This is a genomic window from Vibrio sp. 14N.309.X.WAT.E.F5 (genome assembly GCF_030397615.1).
In the GTDB taxonomy this organism is placed as follows: Bacteria; Pseudomonadota; Gammaproteobacteria; order Enterobacterales; family Vibrionaceae; genus Vibrio; species Vibrio lentus.
In genome coordinates, this window is the sequence record NZ_JAPNXR010000005.1 from 79,189 (window position 1) to 92,963 (window position 13,775).

The window sequence follows — 13,775 nt, forward strand, 5'->3', positions numbered from 1 at the left end:
ATAAATATAAAAGCAAAGGAGCCGCTTATTAGCGGCTCCTTTTTATTTGAGAGTTGAGAACACGATGAAACGACTACTAATCACTTTATTGATGCCCCTAGCGGTATATGCAAATGACCATCAATTACAAACTTTAAATTATCATGAGCCAAGCCTGAGCTTTCAAACTGCTAAGGCGGGAGATAATTGGATAGGTACAGTATCTGGCGTAATTCAAGCGACTGAAGAGATCAATATTAGCGCAGAAATAGATTCTGAGGGCTACTTGGAAATTGGCACTGGCTACGGCTTAATGTTGGGTAACTTTTACACTGAAGCTTTCGTGAGTTATGGCCGAGCAGATCTTATCGATATCTACGATATAGGCTTATTTGGTGGTACCGCCATCACGAACAATATTATGGTGTTTGCGAACACATCGCATGAATGGCGCGATGTTTCTTTGTCCCTCATAGATATGACAGATAGAGAGTGGAAGAACACGGTCGGGACAAGTTACTCTCCCACAGAGTTTATGAACTTTTCCTATTCATTTAGTCATGACCGCCAATTAACGGGTTCAAAAGGTTATTACAACAGCCAAGACGTCACTTTTACGCTGAAACCCAAATGGGTGGAACCTTATGTGAAATACACATTCGGTCAAAAACGCGTTAGTCCGGGAGACGTATTTCGTTCTGATGGCAGCGTTGAGCTAGGTTTCAACCTTCGTTTTTAGTTTACCTTTCGTGTGGTAGCTCTCTCCCCTTTACTGACTATTTAGTAAAGGGGCTTTTTGGTTTTTCACCCTATAAAAGTCTCATCGTACGCTTTCACAATAAAGGATGAAGTGAGACTCATTTTTGAGCCTGCAACGTATCAGATATGTTTTTTCAACTAACATAAAGTAAGCGCATCGAAACAAAACTTAAAGGTGACACCATGATTACATCGAAGTTGAAAGCACTTGTGTTAGCGAGCAGTATCTTCATATCAAACCAAGTACTTGCTACGGAAAACTACAATACTGAGATTCCTCCAAGCATCATGACTCCAGATACCGTACAAACCAGCATCGGTGAATTAAATTTTAAAGATGGTGCACCAACGGCAGAAACGGCACAAAAGCTTTATGACAACCTCGATACACTTCGCTCAACAGAGGTGTTTCTCAACGCGATTCCTATGGCATCTGTAGAAGCGCTGCGCCTTGGGCACGTTGAATTAGGTTCAAAGTCATCAAATCAAGTTGTTGTGTTCGATAAGCTGATGGATTCAAACCCACTATTCTTAACGGGTAATACCGATACCGTTTATGCCTCTGTCTTCCTTGATTTAGAGAAAGATGGACCAACAGTCATTGAGGTTCCTGAAGGCATGGGCCCAACGACCGTTAATGATGCATTCTTTCGCTTTGTCACCGACTTAGGCATTGTCGGACCCGATAAAGGCAAAGGCGGTAAATACCTAATTCTGCCTCCTGGCTATGAAGGTGAAGTGCCGGAAGGCTACTTTGTTTCGCAGTCCACCAGCTACACCAACTGGTTTATTGCTCGCGGCTTCTTGAAAGACGGTAAAACCGATGCGGCGATGAAAGCCTACAAAGAGAAACTGAAAATCTACCCATTAGCGAAGAAAGATGATCAACCAAAAATGGAGTTCATCTCAGGCAGTGGCAAACCGTTCAATACCATTCATGCGAACGACGAGCATTTCTACAAAGAGATAAAAACGGTATTGGATAAAGAGCCAATCTCGTTTATCGATCCAGAACTGCGCGGCTTACTATCGAGCATTGGTATTCAAAAGAACAAGCCTTTTGCTCCTGACGAACGCATGCAGAAGCTGATGAAAGATGGGGTAGCGATTGGTAACGCAACAGCTAGATCTCTGTACTTCCAGCCGAGAGATGAAAAAGCCTACATCTATGATGATCGCCTATGGAAAACGGCCTTTATTGGTAAAGATTACCAATGGTTAGTAGACAAAGGTGAAGGTGGACGCAACCTAGATGCTCGAACTTATTTCTTCTATGTGGCAACAGTAAACACACCAGCGATGGCACTTAAGCTTATCAACAAAGGTTCACAATACGCGCTGATTGATCAAGCGAAAGATGGTGAATATTTCGATGGCAGCCAAAACTACAAAGTGAATATTCCTGCGAATGTTCCTGCGAAAAACTTCTGGTCCGTGGTGGCTTACGACACGCAAACTCGCTCAGAGCTGCAAACGAGCCAACCATTGCCAAGTAAGAATAATCAGCGTGATGACTTTGTCGAAAACAAAGATGGTTCAGTCGATTTGTACTTTGGCCCGAAACCACCAAAAGGAAAAGAAGCAAACTGGATTGAAACCGTACCGGGTAAAGGCTGGTTTGCGATTCTGAGATTATATGGACCACAAGAAACGTGGTATGACAAAACATGGAAACCGGGAGATGTGGAACGCGTAGAGTAATCTACTTAGCGCTTAAATCATCGATTCCCGTAAACTAAAAAACGCGCCTTCATTAGGCGCGTTTTTTGATTCTCTTTAATTGGTTTTCTATCTGGTTCTTAGTTCTTAGTTCTTAGTTCTTAGTTGATAGTTTTTAACGCTCAGCTATTAAAAGATACACTATCGATTCACCTTTCCAGTTCAATTAAATCGCCTTTAAGCAAGTCGACAACAGCCCTTCAATACGTTTAACAACCGGGTGTTGGTAGCAAGCACGATGGTATTGAATCCCAACATCAAAGAAGATTTCCTCACCTTGGAACACCACTGGGATTTTAGTAAGTCCACTAAGTACCGATGCATCATTCATATTGAATCCAATAAACACATATTGGCTCACTTGAGCACACTCTAATGCTGAAAATACAGAAGCAACAGTAAGCTTTTGCTCTAGCTTGATACCAGTACGCTTTCGCAAACGCTCATAGTAAGAGTTGCCATCTAGAGTCCCCATCGATACACGAACCGTATCAAAGTTCTCTAGTTGAGTGAGGTCTATGTTTTTATTGTCAGCGAGTGGATGTGAGTCCGCCACATAAGCAAACAGGGCAAGCGACCCCACTTTCCGTTCTACAAGATTATCATTAAGATCATTCGGGTATCCTGATATTCCAACAGCAAGAGTGCCTGCTTGGGGATACTCAACCCCTTCTAACGACCAGTCCATCATGGATATTTTAGGATGGTAGTCTGTGTTGGATAACCCTTTAAGCAGCGGTACCGTCAATAGAGTGCTAAGAGGATTGGCAGCATGGAACACATACTCGATATTGGCATCCGTTCCCTCAAACGACTGAGAGATTTGCTGCGCTTGCTCTAACTGTTCAAGTGGCTCTTTCACCACCAACATCAACTGAGTGGTAAACAAAGTCGGAGCATAATTTCCCTTTGTCGCAATAAACAATTCATTGGCAAACAAATCACGGCAATCGGCTAAATGTCGGTTGAACGTCGCACGGCTAATATCCAAGGTATGACAAACCTTAGCCTGAGATTGCTGATCATAAAGCAGACTCAAAAAGCGATATAAGTTTAAGTCGATGGTGTTCTTCAAACATCCTCCTAGTGCCACGCTCTACGTATTCAAGCAGTATGGCGCTGAACAAAGTAAACTTTCAATACTCAATGCTATAACTTTGCTGCCAGTAGCATTTTTCACGCAAGTATTCTCCAAATGAAAATGTCAGCACGCTAAGGAATATGTCGCACATTCGTCATGATGAGCCCCTTTATGGTCTAATCGAATAAAGGGGCTTTTCTCCATGTCATGATATTTCGTATCAATTGAGCACACGGTTAGAGACTTAAATCAATTTTGCTGCTTCGGCTTCAATTTCAACTTTCCATCGCTCATCAAAGAGTCCCTGAACAAACAATAATGTTGTTGGAAGCCCGCCAACATCGAAAGGCAATCGCTGCTTTGCAGCTTGATAGTCAGACATATCATTCCGATCAACCAAATAGAGCCTTACACTGATTAGATCTTCCACATCCATTTGGTTTGCCTGAAGCACTCCTCTCAAATTTGTCCAAGCCAATACAATCTGCTCTTCCGCACTTTCAGCCACCATACCTTCATTATCGATCCCTAGTTGCCCAGCAATGTGCAACCGCGTTGAACCAGCGGGGATCAACGCACATTGATGATAATTAGCGGCTGGAGCTGGAACGGTAGAAGGGCTCCATATTTTATTCATCATTCCACCTCAGGTGTAGTGACGATTTTAGACATGACGGTGATAGCTGGCATATCCGTAAGCATCGCGCCTAAACGGTCAAAATCACCGATGTTTTTACGCCAAGCAATGTATTCATTGAAATGAGCCGTACTTTCCCATTCTTCGAATAACACCAAAGAATTTTCAGACAAATCTTTTTGATAAAGCTCCGCAGATAGGTTGCCGTTAAAAGTACAAGTATCTGGCAATATTTCGTTAAAAAACTCAACGATTTCTGCCGTTTTATCTTCAGTATGGCTCAAGGTAAATTGCACTAAAATAGTCATCATTCTCTCCATTATCTTATTTTTGTAAGGTACGAGGAGAATCTTACTTGTTTGTTAAAATAGATAAATACCGTAGAATTTCAAACATAGTTCGATTAAGTGAGACAATAACCACCATGAAAAACGAATTACATCGCATGCAAGTATTCGCCCAAATTGTAGAATCGGGCTCCATAACGAAAGCGGCTGATAAGCTAGGCCTCTCAAAATCTGTTGTTAGTCATCATTTACAAGGGCTTGAGCAACACCTTGGTGTGAAATTAATCACTCGAACAACACGTCGCCAATCCTTAACCGACGCTGGACAACGTTTTTATCAACGATGCTTGGAAATGCGAAAATTAATGTCGCTTGCGGAAGAAGAAGTGCGCGAGTCCTGTTCTGATTTTGCTGGCACTATCACCATCACTTCTCCACACACACTAATGACAAACCTTGTTGGCCCAGCAATGTGCGAATTTATGAAGAGCCACCCTCGTATAGAGCCTCAACTATTGGCCAGCGACATGCGCTTAAATCTTATCGACAAATACATAGACCTGTCGGTCACAGTTGGAGATCTTCCTGATTCAACATCTCGAGCCATCAAGCTCGGAGATCTTCAGCAAGTGTTATGTTGCCATCCTGATTACCTGACCAAGGCACAAATTCAGTTGCCCATCACATCAAGTGATCTTGCCGAATACGACTACATTGCCAATCAATGGGAAGGTATCAACAGTCAACGAAGCTTTGAAACCCATAGAGGCAAAGTAAATACCTACCAATTCAGAGCAAACAGAGTTGGAGATAGTGTCCCAACCATACGAATGATGGCTTTATCGGGGTTAGGGATTGCCTGTTTACCTAAACAAGCAATTGAAGAAGACTTGAGAAAAGGGACATTGGTAAATACCTTACCTAAAGATCAGGTTCTTGAAGCCCCTTTCTATATCGTACACAACTATGGATTACAGGTGCCAACCAGAATTCGAGCCTTTATTGAACACCTAAAAAAACACGCTGAATCTTATTCTTAATCTCTTTCAACCACATAATCATAATCCGCTGAACTGACGATTTATCGTTCTGCATTAGACCTTACAAAGAATAATGCCTTTAACAAAACTCATTTTCATGGAAAAATTTTATACGTAAAGATTATATTATAGATTTAATTTCCACAAAAGCCTTCAATTAGAGACAAAAAGACAAAATTTTTCTCCGACTACCTACTTATACTGTGCCACGTCATTAAGGCGCTACAAGCCTATGATTTAAAATAATTATTAAAGAGTAGTCACCATGAATTCGAAGTCGCTAACTATCTTGCTTTTTGTCTCTGTTTGCTTAATTTGGGGAACCACTTGGTTCGCTATGGAAGTGGCATTGCATTCTATCCCACCTATTTTTGCCACTGCATTACGCTTTCTACTCGCAGCACCTCTGCTTGCGGTATTAGCGAAAGTCTTTAAACAACCTTTGCTATTTCCGAAGGGTAAGCGTCAATGGCTGCTCATTGTCGCGCTGATGTACTTCGCTATTCCGTTTACTTTAATGATCTACGGTGAGCAATACATCTCTTCTGGTTTGGCATCGATCATTTTCGCGAACATGCCGGTTGCTGTCATGTTGATGTCTGGCTTATTCCTAGGCCTCCGATTGGCGAAGCATCAAATCTTCGGCTTGATCACCGCAGTTGTCAGTCTATGTTTAATCCTTGGCACCGAAATGCAAATGGGTGGCGATGACTACCTGATTGGCACGATTTGTTTAGGCCTTGCTGTTGCCATTCATGCAGTGATGTATGTGTTGGTTCAAAAGCACTGCAAAGGGATTGAAGTTCTAACCTACAACGCCGTACCAAGTTTGATTGCTGCTCTATTCTTATTCGCTGTTTCGGCGATGGGTGAAAACGTGAATGTTGAGTCTTTCACTTGGGATTCAATCTCAGCCGTGGTTTACCTAGGCTTTGTAGCAAGTGTTGGCGGCATTGTGGCTTACTTTAAATTAGGTCAGGTTTCGACACCGTTCCAAGCGTCTATCTGCTTCCTCATCTTCCCAGTTGTTGCTCTACTGATCTCTTGCTACGTCAATGGTGAAGTTCTATCTGAACAGTCTCTGCTTATGATGATCCCTCTGCTTTGTGGCATCTTGCTAACCAAGGCACCGAAGAGCATCTTCAAACTGCGTTCTTCGCTAAAAACGGCAAGCAGCAACTAAGCGCTATTTAGCTGATATATTAATTCACCCTAGAAACTCGCAATGAGCTTCTAGGGTTTTGCTTAGAGAACGAATTGCACTCGCAATGTTGATCACATACTCCTTTCCACTCCCCCAGCTTGTTTCACCACTATCACGGCTCACCAAGTGAATGACTTAACCGTCGCTATCGACTACATTAGAACCAGCTAGAACAGTCGGCCATTGCCTTACCCTGCAAAGCGCAGGTCTTCAGCATAGGAATACCATGAGAACTCCCATTAAACACGTTCGCCTAATCAAAGGTCAGCCTTGTCGTGCGACTGAGCTGTCTAAAAATGATGACGACGCGTTCTTAGAACCACACAGGCATGAGTATTGGGAGTTGGTGTGGTGCGTGGATAATCTGGGTAGCCAAAGTATTGATTTCGTCGACTACGACAACAAAGTCGGACGTATTTTTACCATTGCTCCTGGTCAGGTTCACCGCTCTGAACTTGTGGGAGAAAATGCTCGTTTACTGGTATTTACTCCTGGCTTTGTCAAAACCAATCATCGCAACACACAACTGGTAGATACCATTTTTGCCATGCACCAAAGCCGCCCTCCCTATTTGGATTGCAGTGAAGAAGGCAACCGCTACCTGCTGCCTATTTTCACCATGATCAAAGAAGAGTGTGAGCGAGAGGACAACGACTGGGATTTAGTAGAATCTCTCGTTAATAGTTTTTTACGCTACATACTACGCTTCGCAACCCAGTCTTCATTGAAAGGCGAAGTGCGTGACAGCCGAGTAAACAAGGTTGTTGATTTGATTGAACAACATTACACAACGCACAAACATTGCGAGTTTTATGCGCAAGCACTGTCGATAACTAACAAGCGTATCAACGAAATAGTCAAAGCGGAACGAGGTAAAACGGTCACTCAGTTAATCCATGATCGAACCATCTTAGAAGCGAACCGAGAATTGATCTTTTCGACCAAGACAATTAAAACCATCGCCTTTGAACTCGGCTTCGAAGACCCCGCCTATTTCAGTCGTTTTTATCGGGGGCAGATGAAAGAGTCTCCTGCAGAGTTTCGAGCTCGATGTGCAGATAGTGCAACATAACACGCAGATAATCCCTTTTTAGAATCCAATTAAGTTCGGATAATTCTCCCTCTTTATTTCATCCAATTTGTTGGGAGCTTTCTGGAATGGGCATCAACCTCAAAACCGATCCGATCTCAAAATCCTTTTATCAATACCTTTGGCCCGCACTAACGGGCATGGTGATCAAGTCTCTTTTTATCATGGGAGATGCTTGGTTTGTCGGCCGCGGTGTTGGCCCAGATGGGCTTGGTGCTATCGCTCTAACCATCCCTGCTTTCTCAATATTCACCGCCATTGCCATGATGGTGGGTATTGGTGGCGCGGCTCTTATGTCTATCGAAGTCGGCAAAGGAAATACAACGTCGGGTCAAACCCTTTTTAGCCAATCAATGCTCAGTACCGCAGTGCTTAGCACCATTTCAGTCAGCATCGCTCTGTATTTTTTAGACGACATGATTGCGTTAATGGGCGCTTCTGGTTACATGGCTGAACTGACTCACGATTACCTGTCTGTGATGCTGCCATTCTTTGTGTTGTATTCATTAGCTTGGGTCATGTCGTGCTTTGTTCGTAACGATACCAACCCAAAACTGGCGACTTACGCGATGTCGATAGGTGCTGTCGTTAACCTAGTTTTGGACTACTTCTTCGTCTTAGAATTTGGCTGGGGCATGAAAGGGGCAGCCTACGGTACGGCAATCGCACAAGGTGTTATCGCTTGTATTCTATTAAGCCACTTTGTACGTAAACAAGGCACCTTGGAACTGAGCTTAAAAGAGATTGGTTTAGGCAAACTGCCAAGCATCCTAAAAATAGGTACGCCGACATTCTTCATTGAAGTAACCGCAGCGATGACAATCTTATTGTTTAACTACGTGTTGCTGCATCAGTTTGGTGAGAATCATATTATCGCCTATGGCTTAACAGCAAACATCGGGGTATTCGCCCTGTTTGTGATGGTCGGAATCGCTCAAGCCTGCCAGCCAATCATCAGCTTTAATCATGGTGCCAATCAGCCAAGTCGTATCGAAGCGATTTTTCGATTAGGTTTAAAAAGTGCCATTGGTAGCGGCTTGGTGTTTATGGTTATTGTGTACCTGTTTGCTCCTCAAATCGCAGCCCTCTATTTGGGTGAATCAAGTGATTTGATTGCACTGTCATCAACCGCATTGACGTTCTTCTTCTTTGCTGTGCCTCTGATGGGCATCAACTTAGTGATCGCCAACCTATTTCAGGCAACAGCCAAACCTAAACAAGCAACACTGATATCCCTTGGGCGCGGCTTTGTGTTCGTTGCTTTGGGCATCATGATTTTGCCAAAGCTATTCCCAGAACAAGGAATTTGGGCGAGTATCCTGTTCGCGGAAACCGTAACAGCCATATTCAGCCTGAGTATGTTACGCAGCTACAAGAAGCGCTTTTCTGGCTCATTAGAAAAACAGGCGGCATAGGAAGTAATCCGTTTAGAGCATAACGCTTCTTGATCATCCGTAGCAGGTTTACCAATGAGTAGAGCTTCCTTATTATTATTCCATCATCAAACTCTTGTTTCATTAGAACCAACAAATGAGCAGCTCAAAAATTTACACCATGGAAAATGAAGACTTTAATAGTCAAACAAAATGAACGGTAAAACCCTCAAAACAACCTTCCATGAGGGCTTTACTGATTTTTGCACATCCCAACGTACATTTTAGAAACCCAAGACAAATAACCACTTAGCCAGGGGGTATTCAATGATATTTTGTATATATTTACCCGTAATACATCAACAACTGAACATTAATTTAGACATTCAATAATCAATACACAGAAAGGCTTATTAACTTTTGCACTTAACATGACACATATTTAAATATAAATATTCTGATAAAGTGCTTAAATTATTATTTTATACCCCCAAAATATAAACTATGTTCACTCCATCTCCCTAGGTTACGTGCATTAAAGATAGTGTCTCTGATTAGCTCGCAGGTTGATAAATTAGAAAACCAAGGTCTTTGTAAAGTGCTAGATATCACGTTTATTGAAAAGTAATGTTGATGATTTAAATTTAGATTTAAAGATAATTAGTATTTATTCTATGCCTCAACTAATCAATAGACAGAGTTTCAGGTACTCATCAACACTTCGGATTAACTTTCTACCTATGGAGGGTCACAATGACCAAAAAGTACATTTTCCTTATATTCACCGCATTAAACTTATCTGCATGTGGAAGTGATTCATCTCCATCATCAGACACTCACCAAGACAACTCCTCTCTGACCGTATCCCAATCAATTCAAGCTAAAAGCATACTTTTGGAATGGAATAAAATTGAAGGAATTAAACATTATAAGTTGATACGTTATAGACCCTCGACTCAAGGTTTAACTAGCGAAGTAGTTGAACCCTCGATCACTGGTACTTCATATAATCTAAAGATCGACCTCGTCGATTTTGATGCCACTTCTTCTGATTATGAACTGTTAGCCTGCAAAGATAATGATTATTGTCTTGTTCAATCCCCACAATTTCAATTAAAAAATCTAGAACAAACTGTCATCCGCGTTAAAACATATCTTGACCATTCTGAGTGGAACAACGTTCGATTTGGCGAAGCTCTAACTTGGCAAAATGACCATTTAATTATCAATTCAGGTAAAGATACAACTCGCGTAGTTGATATTTATACAAAGCAGAAAAGTGGCAATTATGGCTATGATGAATACATAGCTAATAGCACGAGCTATAACACTGACGGACAAAAAACAACGAATAGTCTGGTGGGCATAGGTAACACTCTCGAAGACATGATGCTTGCAACATCTACGTGTTCGACGAAAAAAGAAGCGCTAATTCATATTAACAAAATGCACCACGATAATAATGGGCGTCCAAAACTTTCGCTTAAAAATTACAGCGATTCAAGTGGGCAAGCTTTAGCTAGTTCAGGTGAAAATGGCGGTATCATCATCATGGGAGACCCCGAAAAAAATGATGCAGGGGAAGTCTCATTCTTCATCAATAAAGACCTCAACTTTCCAGCAGCTCCTGAATCGGGCATAAAAACTTTACGTCACCCTAGTGAGTTGAAACTAAAGCGTCCAGATGACCTAGCTGTAGATACAAGGTTCGGTGCTAGTGTCGCGATTGCGAAAGATAACGTTTTAGTTGTTGGTGCTCCTATGGATTCAATGCGAAAAGGGACAGGAAGCGAAGTCCAACACGGTGGTGCTGTCTATGTATACCGTCTTAACCCCTCTCCAAACGAATACAATGATATTTGGCATTTAGAAACCGTACTGGAATTACCTATTCCAACTGAGAACAGTGGTTATGGGTCTTCAGTGACTATAAGTAAAGACGCAAATCTTATTCTTGTTGGAGCTCCGGGGATCGATAAAGTTTTGAGTTATAGATACGATTCACAAAAAGGGTTTTGGTCAAACGTCGATTCAATAGATCCAGTAAAGGCATTTAAAGGTCAAAAATTTGGTTCTGATATCGCACTTAGTGACAACGGTTATCTAGCAGTATCCGCCCCACAGGCCCCATGGCGTGGGTTTGGTTTTCATCACAGCCCTGATACCTTAGAAATTGGTGGCGACTCAGATGGTGCGGTTTATGTTTACCACTTAACTAGTTATGGTGATCGAGACTACGCATGGGAGGGAGTTTTTACTGGTGATAGTATTAGTGGTGTAAACGAGGAGTTTGGAAAATCTATGATGTTTAAACCCGGCACTGACGAGCTTGCTATCGGAGCACCTGGACATCCTTCTGATCCTCTTCTCGGTTGGAGTGACAATTCTTGGAAAGACGCTGGAGCCGTGTACATTTTCTAAATCAGTAGAGTAACTGTACATCAGCTGAAAAGGTATGAGGAACCAAACCACAACCCTCACTTGAGAAAAGTAATTAATATAATCCATAATTTAGACATTCACATCTAGGGTTTTATTGTGATTTATTAATTAGTTCACGTTAGCGGATTATTTTACTGTTAATAAACTCGGTGACTTTACTTATACCCGTATCCATTGTTGATGATATCAACCACTCTATAATTAATCAGAGCCAAGGCAAGTTATTATAAAGTTTTATTTAAAATACTATTAGTCACTAAAAAGTAGGGAAATTGAAATGAGATCAGGTTATGAAAGTGAACTATCACTTATTTTTGGTGGTGAAGATATAAAAATGGATCGTATATTATTTCTGTTGGAAAGGACTCATCAGTATGAGAGAAGTCTATATTGGATGAAAATGAAATTTATGGTCTTCGGGATGGTCATCCCCACAGTACTATCAATAGCTGCACTCTTTTTCTCGGTTATTAAATAAACCATTCACGTGTATTAACTTAGTCGTAAGGTCGAGTTTTCACTCGACCTATCACACTATACTCAATTCAAAAATCGTGATTCGAACCCAACATACGAGACTTGTCCATTTAGGCCGCTATACACATTCCTTTGAACATGAGAACTGAAGCGAAAACTGCTTATTTTGTCTCGCGTTGATAAGGTATATCACACCTTACCTTACTGTTCGTAAATCCGAGTCTTCAAGTTCATCCGTTTAAAGCATATCGTTTTTCGACCATCAACCAGCACATACAAAAAAGCTCCAATATCGCTATTGGAGCTTTTTGTTTATCTCATCAAATTGAAAACAACTTAGCGCCAGCTAAACATCCGGACTTCGTTACCCTCTTCAGGCTTCTTAGGAATGTTTAAAGACAGCGCCAGAGAAACCACAGCCATTACTGCACCAATGTAAAAAACTGTTGCGGGAGACGATAACCAAATCACACCAAACGCGACTGGAATAACAACCGCGGCAATATGGTTGATGGTGAAAGAGACACCCGCGGTTGAAGCCATGTCAGCAGGATCTGCAATTTTCTGGAAGTAGGTTTTGATCGCCAATGCCAACGCAAAGAACAGATGATCGACAACATACAGCGCGGCTGCCCACTCCGCCGTTTGTACTAAAGCATACCCAACGAACACACCAATCAAACCGACATACTCGAAGATCAGCGCCTTCCGCTCACCCACCACACCAATAAACTTACCAATGCGTTTGGCGAACAAAAAGTTAAACAAGTAGTTAATTAAGAACAGTAGCGTGATGTCTGCAGCCGAGTAACCGAACTTCTCTACCATCAGGAAGCCTGCGAACACCGTGAAGATTTGTCTTCTTGCACCACTCATAAACGTTAGCGCGTAGTAGAGCCAATAACGCTTTCTCAACACCAGCTTTTTATTTTGCTGAGTCTTGGTTTGAAATTCAGGAAAACCAAAGGTCATCACCAATACTAAAATGAAACCGATGCCCCCAGTGATGCCATAAACCCATGCAAAATCAAGCTTGAGCTGCTCTAGCATCACCCAAATTGAACCATAAGTGATTAACGAGGCTAACGCGCCAACGGAGATCATCTTACCTAACATCTCTGGCGCTTCTTCTTTACTCAGCCATTGCAGTGACAAAGACTGCTTCAGCGTTTCAAAATAGTGAAAGCCCGTCGACATCAAAATCGTAGTCAGCAACAAGCCTGTGAGTGTAGGAAATAAACCGGTAATCGCCGTGCCTACGGTTAACATCGCCAGCGATATCAGCATAAAGCGTTGCTCACGAATGAATGCCAACACAAACACCACAGTAAACGCTAAGAAGCCAGGGATCTCACGAACACTTTGCAACAAGCCAATATCGGCACCATCAAAGTTCGCTTTCTCAATCACGAAGTTATTCAACAGAGCCATCCAGCTCGAAAACGCGATAGGGACAACAATCGAAATCAGTAATAAGAAGTTTTGCGGCGTTTTCCAGCTCGCTGTTGATGCACTCATGACAGCCAAATCCTAAATAGTAATCCAGTATCATACTCCGGTTTTATGGCAATTAACAAACGATTAACTTTTGTTTTTCTAGCGTTTATACAGGGTATAAATGCATGGTGCAAAAAGAAATAATCAAGAGAAATAGGTCGTTATGAAAAAGAGAGGTGAAATAAGAAAA

11 protein-coding genes are annotated in these 13,775 nt (G+C 41.9%); 7 read left to right on the forward strand and 4 right to left on the reverse strand.

The window, feature by feature from the left end:
* Window positions 1–64: 64 nt before the first annotated feature.
* Both OW495_RS07870 and OW495_RS07875 read left to right on the forward strand, forming a co-directional pair.
* A complete protein-coding gene (locus OW495_RS07870) occupies window positions 65–718 on the forward strand; it encodes a hypothetical protein (protein ID WP_102328409.1) in 654 nt (217 codons plus the stop codon).
* Window positions 719–921: 203 nt separating this feature from the next.
* Window positions 922–2,439 carry a DUF1254 domain-containing protein gene (locus OW495_RS07875; RefSeq protein ID WP_102514015.1) on the forward strand — a complete coding sequence of 506 codons (1,518 nt, stop codon included), beginning with the start codon at window positions 922–924 and terminating at the stop codon, window positions 2,437–2,439.
* A 184-nt stretch (window positions 2,440–2,623) separates the two neighbouring features.
* Here the strand turns inward: OW495_RS07875 and OW495_RS07880 are convergent, their stop codons facing one another.
* The 3 genes from OW495_RS07880 to OW495_RS07890 form a co-directional block, all read right to left on the reverse strand.
* On the reverse strand, window positions 2,624–3,532 hold the full coding sequence (locus OW495_RS07880; RefSeq protein ID WP_102514016.1) for a LysR family transcriptional regulator: 909 nt from the start codon (window positions 3,530–3,532) through the stop codon (window positions 2,624–2,626).
* A 250-nt stretch (window positions 3,533–3,782) separates the two neighbouring features.
* Window positions 3,783–4,178: a RidA family protein gene (locus OW495_RS07885; protein WP_102296860.1), complete on the reverse strand. Its 396-nt coding sequence runs from the start codon at window positions 4,176–4,178 to the stop codon at window positions 3,783–3,785.
* The gene (locus tag OW495_RS07890) at window positions 4,175–4,486 is read right to left on the reverse strand and encodes an antibiotic biosynthesis monooxygenase family protein (RefSeq protein ID WP_102280308.1); all 312 of its coding nucleotides are present in this window, start codon (window positions 4,484–4,486) and stop codon (window positions 4,175–4,177) included. Before OW495_RS07890 ends, OW495_RS07885 begins: the two co-directional genes overlap by 4 nt.
* 113 nt (window positions 4,487–4,599) lie before the next feature.
* On the opposite strand from OW495_RS07890, the gene OW495_RS07895 reads away from it, so the two are divergent.
* The 5 genes from OW495_RS07895 to OW495_RS07915 all read left to right on the forward strand — a co-directional run bounded on the left by OW495_RS07895 (window position 4,600) and on the right by OW495_RS07915 (window position 11,590).
* The gene (locus OW495_RS07895) at window positions 4,600–5,502 is read left to right on the forward strand and encodes a LysR family transcriptional regulator (protein ID WP_102351846.1); all 903 of its coding nucleotides are present in this window, start codon (window positions 4,600–4,602) and stop codon (window positions 5,500–5,502) included.
* Between the two features lie 265 nt (window positions 5,503–5,767).
* On the forward strand, window positions 5,768–6,685 hold the full coding sequence (locus tag OW495_RS07900) for a DMT family transporter (RefSeq protein ID WP_017111417.1): 918 nt from the start codon (window positions 5,768–5,770) through the stop codon (window positions 6,683–6,685).
* A gap of 247 nt (window positions 6,686–6,932) precedes the next feature.
* Window positions 6,933–7,778, forward strand: coding sequence for a helix-turn-helix domain-containing protein (locus OW495_RS07905; RefSeq protein ID WP_102296233.1), 846 nt, complete (start codon window positions 6,933–6,935; stop codon window positions 7,776–7,778).
* An 86-nt stretch (window positions 7,779–7,864) separates the two neighbouring features.
* Window positions 7,865–9,211: an MATE family efflux transporter gene (locus tag OW495_RS07910; RefSeq protein WP_102296239.1), complete on the forward strand. Its 1,347-nt coding sequence runs from the start codon at window positions 7,865–7,867 to the stop codon at window positions 9,209–9,211.
* A gap of 711 nt (window positions 9,212–9,922) precedes the next feature.
* Window positions 9,923–11,590, forward strand: coding sequence for a hypothetical protein (locus OW495_RS07915; protein WP_102514017.1), 1,668 nt, complete (start codon window positions 9,923–9,925; stop codon window positions 11,588–11,590).
* 834 nt (window positions 11,591–12,424) lie between these two features.
* On the opposite strand, the gene OW495_RS07920 is transcribed toward OW495_RS07915, so the two are convergent.
* A complete protein-coding gene (locus OW495_RS07920) occupies window positions 12,425–13,606 on the reverse strand; it encodes an MFS transporter (protein WP_289885912.1) in 1,182 nt (393 codons plus the stop codon).
* Between the last annotated feature and the right edge of the window lie 169 nt (window positions 13,607–13,775).